The sequence below is a fragment of the Aliikangiella marina genome (assembly GCF_007004765.1).
Classification (GTDB): Bacteria; Pseudomonadota; Gammaproteobacteria; order Enterobacterales; family Kangiellaceae; genus Aliikangiella; species Aliikangiella marina.
In genome coordinates, this window is the sequence record NZ_VIKR01000002.1 from 52,349 (window position 1) to 72,880 (window position 20,532).

Annotated in this window: 15 protein-coding genes; 12 read left to right on the forward strand and 3 right to left on the reverse strand. The window is 39.6% G+C overall.

The genetic code is table 11. The annotated features are described in order from the left end of the window. The first annotated feature begins 6 nt into the window (after nucleotides 1–6). The 7 genes from FLL45_RS06460 to FLL45_RS06490 are packed head-to-tail and all read left to right on the forward strand — an operon-like array spanning nucleotide 7 to nucleotide 9,691. The gene (locus FLL45_RS06460) at nucleotides 7–2,508 is read left to right on the forward strand and encodes a glycoside hydrolase family 2 protein (RefSeq protein ID WP_142941217.1); all 2,502 of its coding nucleotides are present in this window, start codon (nucleotides 7–9) and stop codon (nucleotides 2,506–2,508) included. Between the two features lies 1 nt (nucleotide 2,509). Then, nucleotides 2,510–4,462: an alpha/beta fold hydrolase gene (locus tag FLL45_RS06465; RefSeq protein WP_142941218.1), complete on the forward strand. Its 1,953-nt coding sequence runs from the start codon at nucleotides 2,510–2,512 to the stop codon at nucleotides 4,460–4,462. An 8-nt stretch (nucleotides 4,463–4,470) separates the two neighbouring features. Further along, complete coding sequence (locus FLL45_RS06470; protein ID WP_142941219.1) at nucleotides 4,471–5,289, forward strand: sulfotransferase; 819 nt, start codon at nucleotides 4,471–4,473, stop codon at nucleotides 5,287–5,289. A gap of 15 nt (nucleotides 5,290–5,304) precedes the next feature. Further along, nucleotides 5,305–6,300 carry an acyltransferase family protein gene (locus FLL45_RS06475; RefSeq protein ID WP_142941220.1) on the forward strand — a complete coding sequence of 332 codons (996 nt, stop codon included), beginning with the start codon at nucleotides 5,305–5,307 and terminating at the stop codon, nucleotides 6,298–6,300. 34 nt (nucleotides 6,301–6,334) lie between these two features. Then, nucleotides 6,335–7,282 (forward strand): glycosyltransferase family 2 protein, encoded by a 948-nt coding sequence (locus FLL45_RS06480; protein WP_142941221.1) that lies wholly within the window; start codon nucleotides 6,335–6,337, stop codon nucleotides 7,280–7,282. Between the two features lie 57 nt (nucleotides 7,283–7,339). Next, nucleotides 7,340–8,572, forward strand: coding sequence for a glycosyltransferase family 4 protein (locus FLL45_RS06485; protein WP_142941222.1), 1,233 nt, complete (start codon nucleotides 7,340–7,342; stop codon nucleotides 8,570–8,572). 9 nt (nucleotides 8,573–8,581) lie between these two features. Next, nucleotides 8,582–9,691, forward strand: a complete 1,110-nt coding sequence (locus FLL45_RS06490; protein WP_142941223.1) for an acyltransferase family protein — start codon at nucleotides 8,582–8,584, stop codon at nucleotides 9,689–9,691. Here the strand turns inward: FLL45_RS06490 and FLL45_RS06495 are convergent. Beyond that, nucleotides 9,666–10,202 carry a serine O-acetyltransferase gene (locus FLL45_RS06495; protein ID WP_142941224.1) on the reverse strand — a complete coding sequence of 179 codons (537 nt, stop codon included), beginning with the start codon at nucleotides 10,200–10,202 and terminating at the stop codon, nucleotides 9,666–9,668. The genes FLL45_RS06490 and FLL45_RS06495 overlap by 26 nt on opposite strands. 247 nt (nucleotides 10,203–10,449) lie before the next feature. Between FLL45_RS06495 and FLL45_RS06500 the strand changes: the two genes are divergently transcribed. Continuing rightward, the gene (locus FLL45_RS06500; RefSeq protein WP_142941225.1) at nucleotides 10,450–13,839 is read left to right on the forward strand and encodes a non-ribosomal peptide synthetase; all 3,390 of its coding nucleotides are present in this window, start codon (nucleotides 10,450–10,452) and stop codon (nucleotides 13,837–13,839) included. A gap of 189 nt (nucleotides 13,840–14,028) precedes the next feature. Here FLL45_RS06500 and FLL45_RS06505 read toward each other — a convergent pair whose 3' ends face one another. Continuing rightward, entirely contained in the window at nucleotides 14,029–14,874 is an 846-nt protein-coding gene (locus FLL45_RS06505; RefSeq protein WP_142941226.1) for an alpha/beta fold hydrolase, read from the reverse strand. A 3-nt stretch (nucleotides 14,875–14,877) separates the two neighbouring features. Then, entirely contained in the window at nucleotides 14,878–15,663 is a 786-nt protein-coding gene (locus tag FLL45_RS06510) for an alpha/beta hydrolase family protein (protein WP_142941227.1), read from the reverse strand. A 493-nt stretch (nucleotides 15,664–16,156) separates the two neighbouring features. Between FLL45_RS06510 and phoB the strand changes: the two genes are divergently transcribed. From phoB to FLL45_RS06530, 4 genes are all read left to right on the forward strand, one after another. Then, nucleotides 16,157–16,852 (forward strand): phosphate regulon transcriptional regulator PhoB, encoded by a 696-nt coding sequence (phoB, locus tag FLL45_RS06515; protein WP_142941228.1) that lies wholly within the window; start codon nucleotides 16,157–16,159, stop codon nucleotides 16,850–16,852. A gap of 21 nt (nucleotides 16,853–16,873) precedes the next feature. Beyond that, nucleotides 16,874–18,238 carry a phosphate regulon sensor histidine kinase PhoR gene (phoR, locus tag FLL45_RS06520; protein ID WP_142941229.1) on the forward strand — a complete coding sequence of 455 codons (1,365 nt, stop codon included), beginning with the start codon at nucleotides 16,874–16,876 and terminating at the stop codon, nucleotides 18,236–18,238. A 262-nt stretch (nucleotides 18,239–18,500) separates the two neighbouring features. Continuing rightward, entirely contained in the window at nucleotides 18,501–19,202 is a 702-nt protein-coding gene (locus FLL45_RS06525; protein ID WP_142941230.1) for a SapC family protein, read from the forward strand. A gap of 257 nt (nucleotides 19,203–19,459) precedes the next feature. Then, complete coding sequence (locus FLL45_RS06530; RefSeq protein WP_142941231.1) at nucleotides 19,460–20,494, forward strand: PstS family phosphate ABC transporter substrate-binding protein; 1,035 nt, start codon at nucleotides 19,460–19,462, stop codon at nucleotides 20,492–20,494. Nucleotides 20,495–20,532 lie beyond the last annotated feature (38 nt).

A 20,532-nucleotide genomic window follows, 5' to 3' on the forward strand; every position in this document is an offset into this window, starting at 1 on the left:
ATTACAATGATTCAACACCTTTCAGATATAGCATGGCAACTTGCAGCAACCGACTGTGATGAAGTTGCTGCGCCTCAAGAATTATCTGAAGATTTAATTTGGATTGAGACAAAAGTTCCCAGTACCGTTGGTGAAGCAATCGAAGATTCCAATACTTACAAGCATTTGCTCAATAGTATCGAATCCAAAGATTGGTGGTATCGATGTCGCTTTGATTTACAATCTTCACCAACTTCAACGAAACCTAAACTCGTTTTTGGTGGTCTCTCGACTTTAGCCGAAGTTTGGCTAAACGGTGAAGCCATTCTCATGACGGATAATATGTTCGTTGAGCATGAGGTATTTCTTGAGAATTTAAAAAACATTGATAATGAATTAGTTATTCGCTTCCGTTCGGTTGAAAACTTCGTGAAACGAAGACACCCTCGCCCCGGTTGGAAAACTAAACTAGTCAATAATCAAAACCTTCGTTGGGTTCGAACGAGCTTGCTCGGCAGAATTCCTGGTTGGACGCCACCAGTTGTTGCAGTGGGTCCTTGGAAGCCAATTAAACTGGAAACAGGAGTTCAATATTCGCAAGTAAAGCTGGTCACTGACCTTGAAAACAATCTTGGTAAGGTAGATTTCAGTTGTCAATTACACTCCACGGAGGAACTCACTAAAGCGGAACTAATCATCGGTGAAATAACTTATTTAGTGAATGCTGAAACTCTCGACCGAGAGTCAATTCGATTAATTGCTCAAGCCGAGATTGAAGACCCAAAGTTATGGTGGCCACATACGCATGGCAATCCGATGCTGTACCCCGTCAGATTAAGAGTGTTTACATCCGAGACAGAAATAGAGTGGTCTATTGGGGAAGTCGGTTTCCGGCAGTTAGCGATTGATCAAAGCGGTGAAGAATTTGAAATTTTAGTCAATGATAATCCTGTTTTTTGTCGCGGTGCTTGTTGGACTATCAACAACAACTTATCTTTATCTGGCAACTTGATGTTGTTGGAACAGCAGCTGGTTCACTTTAAACAAGCCGGTGGTAACATGATTCGAATCATTGGGACTATGACCTATGAATCGGATGACTTTTATCAGCTTTGTAACCGTTTAGGGATCATGGTTTGGCAAGACTTCATGTTTGCCAATATGGATTACCCGTTTAGTGATTCTGGTTTTCGTCAGTCAGTCGAACAAGAAATTAAACAGCAAGTGGCACGCCTGAGCAAAAATCCCAGTTTAGTAATGTTCTGTGGCAACAGTGAGATTCAGCAGCAAATTGCGATGCTCGGCTTTTCTAAAGAGCACCAACAAATAAAGTTTTATGATGAAGAGCTGGCTAAATTTATTAAAGAAAACACTCGGCAAGTCGAATACATTTCGTCTTCACCCTTTGGTGGTACCTTACCGTTTCATGTAAATCAATCGGTTTCACATTATTATGGTGTTGGCGCTTACCAGTGCTCGATTGCCGAACTAAGACAGCATGACGTTAAATTTACATCGGAGTGTTTAGGGTTTGCTAATATTCCAATCGAGCACTCACGTAACAAAATACTCAATGGAGATATTCCTAAAATACATAATCCAAATTGGAAAGCTGCGACGCCTCGTGACAGTGGAGCAGGATGGGATTTTGAGGATGTAAGAGACTACTATCTTGCGTCTGAGTATTCAGTTGAAACACAAAAGTTGCGCTATGAAGATCCTGAGAAGTATCTCCAATTAAGTGAATTAATTACCGGTGAGCTGATGGGACGATCCTTTGCAGAATGGCGTAGTCGTCATTCTAATTGTGCTGGTGGGCTCGTATGGTTTATGAAAGATATCCAATTGGGTGCTGGCTGGGGTATATATGATAGTCTTGGTTACCCAAAGGCTTGCTTTTACGAGTTAAAAAGGCATTGGCAACCATTATCGGTATTGCTTACGAATGAGTCGATCAATGGAATTGATGCACATGTCATCAATGAGTCACAAGAAAATTTTAGTGGGCATCTCGTTGTTGCTTTGGTAAACAAAAGAGGTTTCGTGGCGACTGAAGTCAAGAAAGACATATCAGTCAAAAGCAGAAAGAGCCTAACGATTAATCTCGAAACAGTATTAGGTGGTTTTTATGATATTAACCACACTTATCGATTTGGTCCAGCTTCACATCAGTTAATCAGTGTATCGCTTTGCGATGACGAAACTAAATTAGCTGAATCTTTTTATCGTGTTGAGAAACAGGTTCCATTGGTCGACTATGAGGCCAAACTTGAATATCAATTGACTGCAATCGATGACTTTCGTTATCAGTTAAAGGTCAGCGCAAACAAATACATTGCCGCGGTTACTATTAAAACACCGGGGTATATTGCGGAAGATAACTTTTTCAGTCTAATGCCAAATTCGCCTAAAACGCTTGAGTTAACTCGACATTGCGAGTATCAAGGCAAATTTAAAGGCTATATAAGTGCTCTCAATCTTTCCGAAGAGATAAAGCTTCGACCCACACAGCAAGAGGTTAAAGGCTAGTATGACCTCTGATGTACAAACCTCAATTCGTAATCAGTCTGGAGAAGCAATATCTCGAGAGCCAGAGTCATCGAGCAAAAAAGTCGAACAAAACTCGTTTGCAGAGGATACGCGACAATTTGCGGAAAAAAGATTTAAAAAAATAAAAAGACTGCCTTTCTACTTTGGAGAAAACGAAAGAGCAATGTTGGGATGGCTGCATTTCGATGAAAGGGTAAAACAGTCCGATACTTGTGTGCTTATTTGTCCGCCTCTGGGTTTAGAGTATATGAATACTTATCGTTCACTTCGGTACTTAGCGGACTATTTTGCGCTTGCTGGCATACCGGCATTGAGGTTTGATTATTATGGAACCGGAGACTCCTCAGGTTTTAATATTGAAGGTAACCGCCTAGTCGATTGGACTGAGGCAATCATTCAATCTAAAGACAAAGTGAAAAGTTTAACAGGAGCTAAAAAGGTTGCAGTTTTCGGTTTGGGTATTGGTGGTACTATCGCTGCCTCGGCGCCCTTTAATGAGATTATCGATTATTTAATATTATGGGGAACTCCGGATAGAGGAAAACGATTTGTTCGCGAAATAAAAGCGTTGCAAATGACGTCGGCTATCGACTCAAGTGATCTTGAGTCCGGTCGCATTGAAGCTGGTGGAATGATTTATTGGCCGGAGACTATTGATGCGTTCGGACAAATAAACTTACAACAATCCAAGCCTCATGCAGATAGAGTACTATTACTGGAAAGGGATGACGTACCTGTCATGAAAAAACTTGCATCATCTTGGGCATCTATGGAAGACAAACTTGAGGTTAAGGTTCTCGATGGATTTTCTGATATGTTGCAAAATGCCCACCTTTCTCTTGTACCTCATTCAGCGCTGCAAGAGATTGCCTCTTGGTTAAAAGCAAAATCTAACTTAAAGGTCGAGTTGACAAGCCATCAGATTGAAGCGATGGTTCGCGATCAGGTCTCAAAACAAGTTTTTTCTATTCCCAATAATGCACCGTCGAACATAGACGCTAGTCCGGTTACTACGACCATTAGTGAACGTTTTTTTAGATTTGGTAAAAATGATAAAGGGTTTGGAATTGTTGCCAGTCCAGAGGAAACCAGCAGCGATTTACCCAAAATAGTATTATTAAATTCTGGTGCGACCCACAGAGTAGCACCGGGGCGATTATACGTACTTTTATCTCGTCAATTGGCCAAATGCGGATTTGATGTTTTTCGAGTAGATCTTCCCGGTTTAGGCGATAGTCAAATCAATGATCGTGATCTCGAGAGAATCGAATATCCTGATGAACCATCTGAAAAAATTGAGTCGATTATCAAAGCAATAGAAAAACAATATCCCGGTAGTCAATTTATTGTTATGGGGCTATGCTCAGGTGCTTATCATTCATTTAAATATGGGATGGAAACAACCAGAAGTAACATTTTGGAGTCAGTCCTGATTAACCCTTTGGTTTTTTATTGGGATAAAAGAGCGTCCGTTGATTCTTTCGCAAGAAATTTTAGTGATTGGAATGATTTTAAACTAGCGCTCACCAATATAAGAAGTTGGAAGCGATTTTTAAAATTTGAGATTAACATCTTTGCTAAAATCAAGATTGTTCTAATCAGAATGTGTGTCAAGCTTGAAAGTCTGATGCGTAGAATGATTGGCCAAGCCAGCGAAGCGTCTGATTGCGGTAACACAGGCGATTTGAACAAAGACTTAAATGCGTTTATTAATAAAGGGATCAAGCTTTCATTCTTCTTTTCGAGAGAAGATCCGGGTTATGACTTGCTAACTACCAGTGCAAATATTACTGCGCCTAAGTTAATTAAAGCTAAAAAAATAGACGTGTCTTTTGTTGAAAAGGCAGACCATACTTTTTCTAAATTTAAACCGAAACACAAAGTTATTGAGTTAATTGTCAAACATCTGGTTGAACGATATAACAGGAAGTAATAGCGTTTATGGATAATAAAAATTCTCCCAAAAACATTCTTATAGTTGGTATGCCTCGATCCGGGACCAGTATGACAACTAATATTTTCGTGCGCCAAGGCTATTATGTCGCGGAAGACCTAAAGTCTCAAACTCGACAAGGCGATAAAGATAATCCCGCGGGTTATTTTGAAGCAGAACAACTGATCGAGGCTAATGTATCGGTATTCAACGCAGCGGGTTATCCTCACCACAATACTTGGTTATTTGACGCTATTGATGTTGAAACAGCTAATTCTATTGATAATGTCCGACCTGAGGAGTCACATCGAGCACTGGTTGACAGTTATAATCAGCATAATCCTTGGGTATGGAAGGATCCGCGACTTTGTTACACCTTAGGTTACTGGTGGAATATTCTTGATAAAGACTCTACGGCAGTCTTGCTATTAAGGCGCAACCCAATGGATATCTATCAAAGTTTTCTGAGAATGAATTGGCGCAAGGGCTCTGAAGAAGATAAGCAAGATGTTTTAGAGCGAGAAATCGCCCATATTACTGCCGCAAAAAAAACGATAGAAGCATTAGATATCCCCTATGTTGAAATTGACTATGGGAAATTTGAATCAAACCCAAAAGAAATTATAGGTAAACTGAATAGTACGTTTAATTTGAATTTGAAAGTGACCGATTTGGGGTACGATAAGAAATTAAACCATAAAGGATTCAAAGGAAAAATTGGTGTTTATCTACGCCGGCTTAAGTCGTTCCTTTTTCCGCATTGGCTACGAAGCTTTATAAAGGTTATGTTGCCAAAATTTCTCCTAGAAAAATTGAAGAAGAATTAGTTCGAGTATTCATCGATGAAAAACATTAGCGAATTAGATGGTTGGCGCGGAATCAGTATTTTATTGGTGTTAGCAGCCCATTTATTACCCTTAGGCCCTAAGTTTATGCAGTTAAACGGCACGGCCGGGGCGATGGGAATGGCGCTGTTTTTTACGCTTAGTGGGTTTCTGATAACCAGTTTCTTACTGAAAGATCAAAGTATTATCAAATTTTTGATTAGGCGTTTTACTCGAATAATTCCGCTTGCATGGTTGTATCTTTTTATTATGTTTTTGTTTGTTCCAGCAACTCCAACAGACATAATGCACAATTTTTTATTTACCGCTAATTTAGGGGAATATAATACCAATCATTTTAATACACACTTCTGGAGTTTGTGTGTCGAAATGCAGTTTTACATTGGTATTGCGTTAGTTATCGCTCTATTCAAAGAGAAAGGGTTTATTTTCATCCCGGTTTTCTGTATCGCGATTACGCTGTATCGAGTCGACAATCAAGCCTATGTAAACACGACGACCTTACTTCGTTTAGATGAAATTCTTGCCGGCGGCATATTAGCAATGGTCAGTCATGGTAAGCTCGGCGATAAAGCTTTAGCATTTTTAGGCCAGCTAAATCCTTTTGTAATGTTTGCACTGTTTTTTATTTCGTCTCACCCCGAAAGTGAGTGGGCGAATTATTTTCGGCCCTATTTTGCTGCGATGCTAGTTGGCTCTACCATGTACAATAAAAAAGCACTGGTCAATGGTTTTCTCAGTTGGAGCGTATTAAAGTACGTCGCTGCGATTTCTTATGCACTTTATGTGATACATGGTGGTTTAAGATATACCTGGCTAGGGGAAGGTGCGGACACTTTAGAAAAGTATTTAAAGCGACCGCTCTTATTTGCGGTCATATTTGGTTTGGCACACATATCAACATTTTATTACGAGAGAAAAGTCAACGATTGGGGAAGAAAGTTTTCAAATCGTTTTGATAAAAAGAATCTGACCAAAGAGATTCAAAACTAGACGTTTAGTATTACTTAACTAGAGAAAGCTTAAAATGAATAGAGATTACCTCATTATTTCTCCATGTAGAAATGAGGAAGCATTTATGAGACATACGCTCGATAGTGTGACTCAGCAATCCATTAAACCGAAGAAATGGATTATCGTGGACGATGGCTCTACTGACTCAACACCGTCGATACTCAAAGAATATGCGGATAAGTTTAGTTTCATCGAGATTGTCACCCGTGACAATAGAGGACATCGAAGTGTTGGCCCTGGTGTAATTGAAGCGTTTTATGAGGGATATTCGCATATCAACATTGATGACTATCAATATATTTGTAAGCTCGATCTTGATTTGATATTGCCGCCCAAATATTTCGAACTAGTCATGCAAAAGCTTGAAGGTGACCAGCGTCTAGGTACGTACAGCGGAAAAGCTTATTACACCGATAAAGCGAGCGGTAAATATGTTAGCGAGGGCTGTGGTGACGAATCTTCAATTGGTGCGACTAAGTTTTATAAAGTAGTTTGCTTCAAGCAAATTGGCGGTTTTGTTAGGCAGGTGATGTGGGATGGAATAGATAGTCATCGGTGCCGGTATTTTGGTTGGAAGTCAGCCAGTTATGACGAAGAAGAAACTCGATTTACCCATCTCCGGCCGATGGGCTCGAGTCAAAAAGGGATATTAACGGGCCGTCAAAGACACGGGTTCGGTCAATATTTTATGGGAACAGGCATCGTTTATATGATGGCTGCAACAGTTTATCGCCTGGTTAAAAGACCTTTTATTATCGGTGCACTCGCAATGTTTTGGGGTTATATGAAGAGTATGCTAACGCGAGTAGAAAAGATGAACGACCCTGAGTTAATAAAGTTTATTAATCAATATCAATGGAATTGTTTATTTAAGGGAAAAGCAAAAGCCACTCGGCTATTAGAAGAAAAACAAGCAAGCAAGTGGGAGCCTCACCAAAAAGGCTATGATTTACCAATATAATGATTTATTAAAACAACAATTGATATCAATGTCGAAATAAGCCTAAAAGGATTTATCTTGAGTAACCAAGCGTTGAAGCGAGTTTTATATCTCGCACCGGAAGTTCCTGCACTGTCAGCAACATTTGTATATAACGAAATCTTTGCCTTAAAAAAAGAAGGCCATTTTGTTGCTGTCGCTTCAGTGCATCTTCCTGCGGCTAAAGTTGGAGAATCTGTTAAAGCAGAACTTGGCGATGTTTTTTTCTTATATAAACAAAGCTTTATGCATAAGCTTAAAAACTTTTGTAAAGGTGTCGTAAGAAACCCAATAAATTCCTTGACTACTGTGTTTGTAATGTTGAAAGACTTTTTTAAGTTAGGTGTCATTACTAACACTGCGCTGGGACAGTTTTATCGGTTCTTCGTTTCTTTTTCGCTTGCGAACTATATTACTGAAAATAAAATTGAACATATTCATGTTCATTTCGCCCATGTTCCGACTGATTTAGCAATGTATGCGAGTTTGATTACTGGTCGCAGCTTTAGTGTAATGGCTCATGCTAACGATATATTTGAGCGAGGCTATTTACTTGATGAAAAAATTTCGCGAAGTAAATTCTTCGCAACAATTTCGCAATATAACATTAATTATCTCAAACAGTTTTCAAATAAAACCGAAAAGTTAAAAATAGTCCACTGCGGTGTCGATACAAATGCTTATGGTGAACCATCATTAAGAGCGAAAAACGGCGTGCCTATTATTGGCTTTCTGGGAAGGCTGGTTGAGAAGAAAGGTTGTACCTATTTGCTTGATGCAGTTAGCCAATTAAAAGCTCAAGGTGAGTCTTTTAGGCTAGAAATTGTCGGTGATGGTCCGCTTCTAGAAGAGCTGAAAGCTCAAACTAACAAACTTCAGCTCAATGATATTGTCGAATTTAAAGGAAGTATGCCAAATAAAGATGTTTTAAAATGGTTAACTTCGCTAACTGGTTTTGTTTTACCGTGTGTTGAGGATTCGAATGGCGATAAGGATGGTATACCAGTATCTCTGATGGAAGCAATGTTGTTTGGCGTTGTGGTAATTTCGACAAATCTATCTGGTATACCCGAATTAGTTTTAGATGAGAAAACGGGCTTTATCGCAGAAACAGGGAACACTGACGATTTAACTCGAAAAATTGCACAGTTACTGAGCCTTGACGAAATACAAAGAAAAAATCTGCTCGGTAACGCATTAAATCATGTCGTGGAAGAATTTGATCTCCAGCGAAACGCGAACAAGCTCTCAACTTATATCCAACAACCATGAATATAACTGATGAATAATAAAGGTGAGTTAAAGTATATACCGACATTGGATGGATGGCGTGCAGTCGCTATTTTACTGGTGATGGCATCTCATGCTTTTTATTCGTTGAAAACCTATTATGGGGAAAATGAGTGGTTAACGATTTTCTCCTCTGAGGGGTTGATGGGGGTGAGGATATTTTTTGGCATTAGCGGCTTTTTAATAACCTCTAAAATCTTGGACGAGATTCAGAAAACGCAACAATTTTCTTTAAAGAATTTTTATTACCGCCGTATATTCAGGTTAGGCCCAGCGCTACTGCTATTTTGCTCTGTAATCGGTCTATTGTCTTTACTCAATATTATTAGTATTAGCCTTTTAGAGTGGTTTGGTGGAATTCTATTTTTCGCAAATTTTATTACTAAAAGCTGGTATACAGGACATTTATGGTCTCTCTCTGTTGAGGAGCATTTTTATATTGTCTGGCCCTTATTGATTTTATTTTTTAATATTCAAAAACGGCCGAAAGTCGTGTTAATGCTAATTGCAGTTTTTGTTATTTGGAGGTTAGTCAGTTGGAAGTACGGCCTTTTTCGCTCACCGGCATTGTTTTGGGGAAGAACCGATATTCAAATCGATGGTTTATTATGGGGGTGTTTGCTCGCAATTTTAATGAAAGATGAGCAGTACCAAGTATATCGAAAATGGTTCACAAGCCACCTGTTTGCATATGCCTCGCTAACTTTGTTTGTCGGATTGTTTTTTATCGATGCAACTGATTACAAGTTCCGACATGCTCTCTATGCCGTACAAGCTTGTTTGATACCTATTTTTATTGCCGGTTTCGCTGCTAACCCTCAAACTCTTCTGTCTAAATTTTTAGAGATCTCTGCAATCAAGTGGATCGGTCGAATTTCATATAGTTTGTATTTGTGGCAACAGCTTTTTCTCACTAGCGAAGTTGGTGCTTCAGAGAATATGGGAGTATTCCAGCATTGGCCTATTAATATATTTGCGGCCTTTGCTTGTGCGACTTTAAGTTATTACTTAGTAGAAAAACCGATTATTCGATTTGGCCACAAATTCACTCGTAAAAGAGACGCTTTGAGAAAGGCTAGGCATCAATCGATTGCGACTTAGTATTAGATTTTACTTTCGCGGGAATACCAACAGCAGTATGGTTTTCAGGTACATTTTCTAAGACAACAGACAAAGCACCAATCTTTGCATTGTTACCGACAGTAACATCGCCTAGAACCTGTGCATAAGCACCTAACTCTACATTGTCACCTAATGTTGGCGCAAACTCGTCATTGTACCGATTCCCGAGAGTAACACCTTGTCTCAAAGTGCAATTTGCACCAATCACGGTGTTTTGGTGAATGAAAACATTACCAAAATGGTAAATTCTTAGACCACCACCTATTTTTATTGATTTGGCAATGCTAATGCCAGTTGCGAGAGTAACAAAGTGAAAGATTATCCAGTAAAAAGACATCGCAATTTTTTTAAAGAAACCATCTTTCATTAAGTCGATAGACTCGCCTTTTCTATGCCAATAGACAGCCCAAATGGACGGCTCTCTCAGCCACGGCTTTTTAGGGTAACGGCTTAAATCGTCTTTCCATTTTATTTTTATATCTTTATGCATTTAACTTGATAACTAGTAAATTTAAGAATGGTCCAGAAACAAAGCGACGAGTTTATATCACTGTAATCTAACAACTATGTTACGAGAAAGCGGATTATATCAAAGAAAAATTAAGAACGCTCGATTTGATGGAATTATAAGTGATAAGAGCAAGATTTATTTTAGCCAGTAGATTTATTCTGTAAGGGAATTTAAGTATCATGAGAACATATAAAATTAACTATCGTACTAGACTGATAAAGTAAACATGGATGTATTTAAATCTCAGCCTACTGATAATGCGTATATCGGCTTAGACGAGCTGGAAAAACCAGCTTGGTACGTCGTAGAAGGTAGTGAGTGTAAGAAGCTTTTATTCGATGAAAATAATCTAAATTCTCCATTTACGCGACATTCAATAGAATATGAACCTTTTAGAAACGGCAAGTTTCAAAAAGGATATCCCCTACTTCAAAATCAATCAGAAATTTGGCTTGCATGTAAACTTGGAGGTATAGCGGCTTCCAAAGCATTCAATATCGCTTGTTCGATTACAATTAATCAACCTTTAGATATTGAAAAATTTAGTCAAGCGTTTGAACGAGCACTGCATGAAACAGAAGCATTTAAAACGGTGTTTAGTAAGACTGGTCGATACCGACTGATTCAGTGTGACCCAGTTCACGATTTTGCGTATTACGATGCTGCCAGTGATGGAGCTAATGAAGCTAGCGCAAAGATTAAAGTGAAAATTCGAAACTTTGCGAATCAAGCATTTTCATTAGAAGCGGGCGGTTTGCTGCGGATCTTATTAATCAAACTAGAAGCCAATAAATATCAACTTGTTATTACAACCCATCATGCGGTCTGTGACCGAAGAGGACTGTTACTCTATATTGATCACTGTATTGCCAAGTATCATAAATTGGTCACTCAAAGCAGTGATGGAGTGAAAAAAGACATCACTAAACGTCTCGCTATAAACGAAGCTACGCCCTTTAATTTGGATCAAGTTAAGAAGTCTCAGGATTATTGGCGCGAAAAAATGACGGTCGAGCATGAATATACCGAATTTCCGTTAGACTTTGTTCGAGGTGCCGATAGGCAATATCGATGTGATGTTTATGCTGGCCATTTGGAGGATAGGTTATCCGAAAAACTATTAGCCTATGCACGTTCTATTTCAGTAAAACCTAAGATTATTTTATTAACTGCTTATACACTACTTTTGGCTCGCCTAAATCAACAACCAAAAGTCGGTTTTGGATTATCTACATCCTTACGAGATAATATATTAGAAAGCCAGTATTTAGGAAACGCCGTTTGTCTGATTCCGCTATTTGCTGATATTTCTTCAATAGAGAATACGAGGGATTTAATCACGCAGGTTGACCAAACAACCAAGGATATATATCAGTATAACCAGACGAGCTATGGCGAAATAATCGGTTACTCTTCTAGACAACGGTCAGTTAATAAACCACCGCTTTTTTCATCGACAGTGTCATTTTCCGATTCTCGGGCTGAGCGATTAAGTTATCCGATTTTTTCTGATTCAGCAGTAGAATGGATATCAAGGAGTTCCGAATTATTTGATAATTCGGTAAATTTTCAATTTGATGCCGAAAGGATTTATTTTGAATGTTATTTTAATTCAGCGCTATTTAAACCGGAGATAATCGAAGAACGATTTTTAGAGTTTCAATTGATTTTAAGCGCAATATTAGAAGAAGTTGAAGTATCTCACCTTAACTTACTTTCAAATAAAGGGAGACAAAATTATCTCAAAATAAATAATACGAAAACGCCTGTACCGAATATGTTATTGCATCAGTTTTTTGAGCAACAGGTAGTACTCTCTCCGACTCAAATTGCGGTAATTGATATCGATAGAGAAATTTCATACCAAGCTCTCAACGTTAAGGCGGAAGTTTTAGCACTATCGATTCATTCAAGAGGCTTACCTCAAGGTAGTGTCATCGGTTTGTGTTTAGACAGAAACATAGATTATTTGGTTGCTATGCTCGCGACACTCAAATGTGGCATGACTTTTCTTCCTATTGATCCAAGTTTACCTTTGAGCAGAATACGCCACATAGTGACTGATTCTTCGGCACAACTCATTCTGTGTAAAAGCAGCTTTTCAGAGCTGTTTTCGGAAATGTCGGTAGAATTGTATGACCCATCATCCGCTATTAGCAAATTACCGGCCGAGAAAACTATTTTAGAAGGCATTGAGACTAACCTCGAACAACCTGCCTATTTAATCTATACCTCGGGCTCAACAGGGGTGCCCAAAGGGGTAAGAATTTCGCATCGAGCGATAGCGAACTTTCTGTCAGCCATGCAGTCTCTTTTTCCGCTGAGTGCTAGTGATAATTTTTTAGCTCTCACCACATTTTCATTTGATATATCTTTGTTAGAGCTACTTTTACCCCTCTCTTGCGGTGCAAAAGTAACTATTGCAACGAGAGAGCAGCGATTAGAGCCTGATGCGCTTGCCAGTTTAATCGACTCTAACGAAATTACTCATATTCAAACAACACCAACAACTTGGCGGTTATTACTCAAGACAAACTCACAAAGATTGTCAAGCGTTGTCGCTTTGTGCGGCGGTGAAGCTTTAAGTTTGGACTTAAAGAACCAGCTGTTTGAGCGAGTAAAGTGCTTGTGGAACATGTATGGTCCGACTGAAACAACCATTTGGTCGTCTTGCCATCAAGTTATCTCTGTTGATGAAGACATTTTTATTGGACAACCGATCGATAATACTCAGTTTTATATTTTAGGTCAGAACGATGATGTACTTCCCCGAGGTGTGATCGGTGAGCTGTATATTGGTGGTAATGGATTGTTTAGCGGCTATCAAAATGCCGAAGCGTTAACGCATGAAAGGTTTATCTCAAAGAATGTTTTAGGTGAAGGGACTGTACAGTTATATAGGACGGGTGATTTAGTCAAATTAACCTATGAAAATAAGTTCCAGTTCATATCTCGAGCCGATCGACAAGTAAAAGTCAGAGGGCATCGCATAGAATTGGCAGAAATTGAACATGTCCTCAGTCAACATGAATCGATCGATGCGTGTCTATCTCGTTTAGTCGAAGTGCCAGGAAATGATAACAAGATTGCCGTGTATGTGAAGTACCGTAACAATTTAAGTGAGACGACGACAGGCTTGCGGAGATTCATGCGAGAGTTTTTACCTGACTATATGCTGCCTCAATTTATTGTACAAATAGATGAGTTGCCGCTAACCCAAAATAAGAAGGTTGACTATAATGCGTTGCCCAACGTATATAAAACTGAACATCAGCAACACACTCGTGACTTACCGAAAAGCGATATCGAACGGCAGTTTGTTGATATTTGCGCGGAGATACTAAGCATCGACACTAGTCAAATAAGCTTATCAGATAACTTTTTTGAAATCGGCGGAAACTCGCTCAGCTCATTAAGGGTCATTGAAAAAGTGAGAGTTTTGACAGGGAAAAGGTTAAGTCCGAGACTTTTTATCCTTGAATCGCTTCGCAATATTGTCAATGAACTAGACCATGAACATTTAAAAAACACAGTCTCGTATTTAGCCAGCAATGAAATCAAAGCTACCAACAAAAGCTGGTTTGATAAACTAAGAAGTAGGCTGTTTCGTCACTAAAACGCCAGTGATAGTGATTATTTAATTCGCCTTATTATCAATAATAACGTGGCTGGAAGTCTCGTTGCAAGAATGGCTATTGTAGGAGTTGCTATCTTAGAAATAGTTATCGCTTTAATTGCGTCCGATCAAAGTTCAAGGTCGTTATACTTGGTTACTTCAAAGAAACCTAATTACATCAAAGGCGCTTCAAGAGAAGTGCTCATTCAACCATAAAATAATTCGCTCAAAGAGTAATTTTCGATGCGCTAAGATCAAGTATGTATGGTCGGCGGTTTCAAAGTAGGTAACCTCAACGTTTTTAGAAAAATCATAGTGACCAAATACGTCGTCAAATTGTTTTTCATAAGAGTAATAACCTCTCACCGCGCCGGTAAAAATAAGGAGTTGATGAAGTCCCTTTTTATACATCGATTGCATGTCTTCAATGTAAGAGCTTTTGGCTGGTAGCTTCCAAGTAAAGTCTTGCTCCATTCGCGATTCATACTTTGCTTGTTTGGAGCTAAATAGCCTGCGTAACTTTCTTGATATTGCTTGGGTAAGTCGCCGTGGTCGAGTGACTATCGGTACGAATCTTTGCATATGGGCGTTAAAGTTTTTATACCCGTAGCCATCGAGAGAAACATAACCGATGATTTTCTCGTAAAGAACGCTCGCTTGATGTGCAAGGTCGGCACCGTTACACAAACCCAGGACAATAAACTTATTGGTAGAAAGTTTTGACTCTATTGCGTCCAATGCATGGCCAATGTCATTGAGATATTGCTGGTTAATATTTTTGGCGTCATTAATTTGTAAATTACTATCGCCTATTCCAGATAAATCGAAGCGAAATGCATGAAATCCTTGTTTAGCCAATTCTCGAGCGAGCTCAGTACTCATTCTGAAAGGGCCGGCGCGATTGACTAAGCCTGCGTTCAAAATCACAACGACGGGCCTTTCGCAGGTAAAATTATCCGAGTCGCCTGGTGCTTCTGCCGGCGTTAGAATACCGACAAGATTATGACTTTCGCCAAAGGTAATGACGTTTTCCACGCTTTACTCTCCCCTCAAACATTGGCGAATCAATGAAAAGGATTGAGTCGCGGTAAACATTCTTCCTAGTTGCCTACTATCGCGCCAATTAGTTAATTGCTGAGATATTACAAGCGGCGAAGAAATCAATCGATTGAGTTGCTCGATTAATTCTAAGTTTTGAGGTTCAGAAGTTACTGCGAATCTGTTTTTGACTGAATAGCGGTCAACCGACCTGAAAGATAGTGCTTGGAGCTGGCTTTGCAGCTCTGGGCTGTAGTAATGACCAAGATACTCGTTTTGCGTCTCTGAGACGCTTTCTTCTGTTAAGTAAAAGCGTTCCGGATCCGATATAGCAAATTGATGCATTTCTTTGATTTGTTCCAGAAAGGTTGCTCCGGAAATAATGGGTTCCCACATAATGAGTTTACTAACTGTTAATGACCGGGTTGCTTCGAGAGCCAGCAGGGAACCAAGTCTTAGTCCTAATAATGAGACTTTTTGACAGCCAGACTGCTCTTTACACTCTTCCACTGCCGATTGGATATCTTTTATCCAACGAATGACCGAACCTTTATGGCTCTCTCCAGAGGAGTCTCCGGTTGCATAATAACTAAACCGCAATACTGAAAAACCGTCATTTGCTAAGTAATCACTGAGCAGTTTGAGGGTTTTATGAGTTCGCGCAAATTCGTGGCCGATAGGAGGACAGATGACCAAGGACTCTCCTCGATCAAACGCTTGATTGGCTAATTGATGAATGCCGAACAGCGGAGCCGATTTTTCGCCGAAGAAAAATGCGTTAATCATCAATTAAAAGCCTGCAACTAGAGAAGGAGGAAACAATTGTATTTTTGTGATGTATAAACATTTTGAGGTACAACAATAATCCCCAAAAGTACAAGAGATACTTTTTACTAATGCCCTATACTTATTCTTAGTTAAACAATTGATTTTTATCAACCTTGATGAAAAAATTCCTGTTTTGAGATAGTAACTGAATAGTCATTAAAATTGAATGTCTCAGTCTGATTTAAAACGGTCCGGTAGTATTTTAAAGTTAAGTCCTTTATTTTTTCGATTGTCGATTTCTTGGATTGTGAGTTCCTATAACGTTAAATGACAGGGCTCCCATCCTGAAAAACACTTGGTTTATACTAAGCCCAGATATAATCGTCTATGCTATGATTGTTCATAAAACTTTCAAAAATGTCACATTAATGTCATTTATCTGCCGGAGAATGCTTACGTTTTTTAAATAACCCCTAGATTTGGGGGCTTTGAGTCAAGTGAGGCCTTGTAAATGGCGAAGAAGATCTTATTAGTTGAAGATGAACAACCCATCAGGGAAATGCTTCGTTATGCATTAGAAAGAGAAAGCTTTGAGATTGAAGAGGCCGATAATGCTGCTTCTGCACGAGAAAAGCTAACTAAGAAGCGACCCGATCTCCTCATCGTCGATTGGATGATGCCTGGTGAAACGGGTGTCGATTTTATCAAACGCATTAGAAAAGACGAGGTTTTACAAGACTTACCGGTTATAATGCTGACAGCAAGAGTGGAAGAGTCCGATAAAGTTAAAGGCTTGGACTGTGGCGCAGATGATTATGTGACCAAGCCAGTTGGAATTAAAGAGCTTGTTGCGAGAGTGAAAGCGCTATTAAGGCGAACTTCACAAGCTGATGAAGACGATGTTTTGGAGTCAGAAGGACTAAAGCTAAATTTAGCGACTAATCAACTTGATATCGAAGGGGATGACGTCCATATAGGGCAAACAGAGTTTTCCTTATTACGCTTTTTCATTGAGCATAAGAATCGCGTATATTCGCGCACCCAATTACTCGATTTTGTCTGGGGACAAGCCGTTTACATCGAAGAAAGAACAGTTGATGTACATGTCTTGAGACTGCGTAAGATCCTTAAACCATTCGGTAAGGACAAACTAATTAAAACCGTTCGAGGCATGGGCTACATGTTTAGCCAAAAAAAGCCTGCTTAGCGGCAAGAGAATTGAACACCCATGAATAACGCTTGGACTATAGAATTTACACGGATCGTAGTAGTTGTCGCGATAGCGATTTTATTCGGTCTGGTCTCAGGCTATTGGATGTTGGCAATTCTTGTTCCGTTTTCAGTTTATGTTGGTTGGATGCTGACTCAAATCAGAGTGCTAGAGCGCTGGATTCGACTAGGTGCTAAAAATAGCCTGGCTCCAGATTCTAACGGAATATGGCAGTTGATAGTGCAGCATATTGTTCATGCACAGCGTAAAAATACTGAGCGTAAAGTTCGTTTATCACAAATGGCTAACCGGTTTGAGGCGATTATCGCTGCGTTACCCGAAGCGACAGTGGTGATTAATGCAAACAGAGAGATCGAGTTGACTAATCAAGCGTCGTTTACCTTGTTAGGTATCGATAAACAGCGCGATCTTGGCCAAAAAATCGATAATCTAATCCGAGACCCAGCTTTTCACGCGTTGATTGAGTCACCAGAACAGAATACTCAAGTTGAAATCGAGTCGCCAATCGATAATTTAAAAACCCTGTCCATGAATTGTGTTGATTTTGGTTCCGATCAGAAGCTTATTACAGCACGCGATGTCAGCCAAAGAATTGCAGTTCAAAAATTGCGCAAAGCGTTTATTGCAAATGCCTCTCACGAACTTAGAACACCGCTAACAGTTATCGCAGGTTACTTAGAGCTACTCGAGTCAGAAGTTGATATTCCCGAGCATATCCGCCGCCAGATTACTAATGCGAGTCATCAAGCAAGCAGAATGCAGAAGATCCTGGATGACTTATTGATGCTCTCCAAGCTCGAAGAGAAAGGCTACAATAAGCGTTCGGGTGTTGTCGTGGATATGGCAAGCTTAGTTGAGAAGCTAGTCGCTGATTTCCGTAAAACTCGCGCCAAGGGCACGCATGAAATTATCATGAATGTCGACCATAGCTTGCAGGTTAAGGCAGTAGAGAGCGAGTTATACAGTCTATGTCAGAACCTACTCAGTAATGCGGTTAAATATTCGCCGAAGGGCTCGGTAATCCATGTCAAATGGGAAAAAGCACCCGAAGGGAGTCCCGTATTTACAGTCACAGATAACGGTGAAGGGATCGCGCCTGAATATATCTCGCGGTTGACTGAAAGGTTCTTTAGAGTCAATGTTAATCGCTCTCGTCAGATTGGTGGGACCGGCTTAGGATTATCGATTGTTAAGCATATTTTAGAAAACTTAGGCGGGTATCTGAATGTTGAGAGCGAATTAGGGCGAGGTTCTGAGTTCTCGGCCTATTTCCCGCGTTATCGCGCAATTGACGAATCTCAGGTTGCCCAAAATGTCCAAGTCTTAAAACCACAAGAAGAGGGTTTTAGAGAGATTTCGTAATTTGAAAGCAAAATTGCCGTTGATTTACTCGTCATTTAGATGATAGTCTCAAGCGGTCTAAATTTGACCTCGCTTAGTAAGTCTTAAGAGTCACTCCGTAGAAAGTTCTCTCCGCTGTTTCTATCGCAGCGGTCTCAATGAATTTATCAACAAGCGTCTGTATCGGCTTGAGTGGTGTCAAACTGATAAATATAAATAATTTAGCAAAGCTTAAACCTGGCGTAGTGAGTTTGCTCAAAAGGTTATTCAGGTGGAGAATTAAATGGAACCGAAAATCGAACAATTAAATAGTAACCAGCACAAGAACATTAAGCTGGTAGTCAATCAAGACTTTTCCCATGTCGCTAACCATCATGTTGCGCCGGTAATTGCACAAGAAATTCCAAGTCTATCCTCAGATTTACCCGTAGCTTTCATCAAAAACTCTTCAACCGGGCAGTACCTCTGTGTCGCAATCCTGGGCTTTAAAGAAGAAGAGAATTTATTAGTTAAAGATGGCAAGTGGACTGGTCCGCTAGTGCCTGCAGGTTATACCCATCACCCATTATCATTGATCCCGCTTCCAGAAGATAAGAAGCAATACACCCTAACCATCGATTTGGCGAGCAAGGCCATTACTGATGAAGGTGAAGCCTTGTTTACAGAGAATGGCGAGCCGACCGAATACTTAGAGAAGCGTCGTAAGTCATTGGAGACATACTACGCTTATGCAATGGCCACAGATGATTTTACTAAGACGTTAGTGGAAATGGAGCTGCTTGAAGAAAAACAATTCTCCTTCCAAGTCGGTGAAGATAAACGAAGTGTTAATGGCTTGTTCGTAATCAATGAAGATAAGTTTAATCAGCTTTCAGACGAGAAATTTATTGAGTTAAGAAAGAAAGGTTACTTGGCTCCGATGTATGCACACATGTTGTCTTTGGCTCAAATACCAAGACTGGTGAAGCGAATTTCGGAAAAATAAGGCGAAATAACATCAAAAGTTAAAAAAGCCGCAATTTTGCGGCTTTTTTGTTGTATCTCAACTAGTTAGCGTAGCAAAATTGGCGCTCTGTCATATTAAGCCCTTAATTTACAAGGGATTGAGCGAATATTACAGATTTGTTAAGAAATCTGAATTCTTGTAACATATCTGTCATATTTCCTTCATATACTCGTCACACTTCGTAAATATGATAGCCAAGCCTATTATTTTACTTAATTAAGGTTTCGGAGAAATCAATGAAAAAATTATTAGTCGCATTATCAATGTGTGCAGTTTCAGCGAATGTGATGGCTGCGGGTAGAGATGCAATCAATGTAGTCGGTTCATCAACCGTATTCCCTTTTTCAACTGTTGTTGCAGAGCGCTTTGGTAAAAGCACTGACTTCAAAACGCCTAAGATCGAGTCAACTGGTACTGGCGGTGGTATGAAGCTTTTCTGCGCAGGCACTGGAGTTAACACGCCAGACATGTCAAACGCTTCACGTCGTATGAAGAAAACTGAATTTGAAATGTGCCAAAAGAATGGTGTTACTTCAATCACTGAAGTTTTAGTCGGTTACGACGGCATTGTTATTTCTAACTCTAAAGAAGCAAGCCAGATGTCTGTGACTCGTAAAGAATTGTACTTGGCTTTAGCCAAAGAAGTTCCAGCAAAAGATGGCAGCGAATCGTTAATCCCTAACCCTTACAAAACTTGGAAAGATGTAAGCCCTGCACTTCCAGCGAATAAAATCGAAGTATTAGGGCCTCCACCTACTTCTGGTACTCGTGATGCTTTTGTTGAGCTTGTAATGGAAAGTGGTTGTAACTCTTTCGGTTGGATTAAAGCGATGAAAAAGAAAGACAAGAATAAGTATAAAGCTATCTGTCATTCTGTTCGTGAAGATCAGGCTTACATCGAAACTGGAGAGAATGATAACCTAATCGTTCAAAAATTAAGCTCTAACCCAAAAGCACTTGGAATTTTCGGTTTCAGCTTCCTAGATCAAAACTCAGACAAGCTTCAAGGTTCTAAAGTTGACGGTAAAGAGCCTACTTTCGAAGCGATTGCTGATGGTTCTTACCCTGTTTCTCGTCCATTATACTTCTACGTGAAAAATGCTCACGTTGGACAAGTTCCGGGTATCAAAGAGTTTTTAGATGAATTTACGAGTAATGCGTCTATGGGTGATGAAGGTTACCTGACAGACAAAGGTTTGATTCCTCTTAACAAAGATAAGAGAGAAAAAGTAAGAGCAGATGTTTTAGCTCTTAAGCCTTTACAGTTATAATACTCGGTAGTTAGTAAACTTTATGGATTTGAGGCAGC

Excerpts from the sequence above, each read along its gene's own strand:
- FLL45_RS06475 (WP_142941220.1), top strand. The coding sequence starts at position 5,305 with ATGAAAAACATTAGCGAATTAGATGGTTGGCGCGGAATCAGTATTTTA.
- FLL45_RS06530 (WP_142941231.1), top strand. The coding sequence starts at position 19,460 with ATGAAAAAATTATTAGTCGCATTATCAATGTGTGCAGTTTCAGCGAAT.
- FLL45_RS06480 (WP_142941221.1), top strand. The coding sequence starts at position 6,335 with ATGAATAGAGATTACCTCATTATTTCTCCATGTAGAAATGAGGAAGCA.
- FLL45_RS06470 (WP_142941219.1), top strand. The coding sequence starts at position 4,471 with ATGGATAATAAAAATTCTCCCAAAAACATTCTTATAGTTGGTATGCCT.
- FLL45_RS06510 (WP_142941227.1), bottom strand. The coding sequence starts at position 15,663 with ATGATTAACGCATTTTTCTTCGGCGAAAAATCGGCTCCGCTGTTCGGC.
- FLL45_RS06495 (WP_142941224.1), bottom strand. The coding sequence starts at position 10,202 with ATGCATAAAGATATAAAAATAAAATGGAAAGACGATTTAAGCCGTTAC.
- FLL45_RS06460 (WP_142941217.1), top strand. The coding sequence starts at position 7 with ATGATTCAACACCTTTCAGATATAGCATGGCAACTTGCAGCAACCGAC.
- FLL45_RS06525 (WP_142941230.1), top strand. The coding sequence starts at position 18,501 with ATGGAACCGAAAATCGAACAATTAAATAGTAACCAGCACAAGAACATT.
- FLL45_RS06465 (WP_142941218.1), top strand. The coding sequence starts at position 2,510 with ATGACCTCTGATGTACAAACCTCAATTCGTAATCAGTCTGGAGAAGCA.
- phoR (WP_142941229.1), top strand. The coding sequence starts at position 16,874 with ATGAATAACGCTTGGACTATAGAATTTACACGGATCGTAGTAGTTGTC.
- FLL45_RS06500 (WP_142941225.1), top strand. The coding sequence starts at position 10,450 with ATGGATGTATTTAAATCTCAGCCTACTGATAATGCGTATATCGGCTTA.
- FLL45_RS06490 (WP_142941223.1), top strand. The coding sequence starts at position 8,582 with ATGAATAATAAAGGTGAGTTAAAGTATATACCGACATTGGATGGATGG.
- phoB (WP_142941228.1), top strand. The coding sequence starts at position 16,157 with ATGGCGAAGAAGATCTTATTAGTTGAAGATGAACAACCCATCAGGGAA.